This is a genomic window from Rothia sp. HMSC061C12, assembly GCF_001815755.1.
Taxonomy (GTDB): domain Bacteria; phylum Actinomycetota; class Actinomycetes; order Actinomycetales; family Micrococcaceae; genus Rothia; species Rothia mucilaginosa.
This window is the reverse complement of sequence record NZ_KV821839.1, coordinates 1-237: the sequence shown is the minus strand read 5'-3', so window position 1 is coordinate 237 and position 237 is coordinate 1. Positions and strand designations below refer to the sequence as shown.

Sequence of the window (237 nt, the reverse complement as noted above, 5' to 3'; positions counted from 1 at the left end):
CGAAAAAACTCGTCCTTAAGGTGTCCAAAGACCTGCTCAGTAGCGCCGTTATCGATGCAGTTACCTTTACGTGACATACTCTGAACAAAACCATTATCAGCAAGCATTCTGACATAGGTCTCGTGCTGATACTGCCAACCCATATCCGAATGCAAAATCGGCTCAACCCCTTCAGGTTTAGCATCCATGAGTACCTGAAGCATCTCTTGCTGCTGGGCAAGATTAGGGCACATCGAG

1 pseudogene is annotated in these 237 nt (G+C 47.3%); it reads right to left on the bottom strand.

Annotated features, from left to right (window positions below):
• Positions 1 to 237: pseudogene (locus HMPREF3055_RS01005) on the bottom strand (DDE-type integrase/transposase/recombinase); the annotation flags it as partial.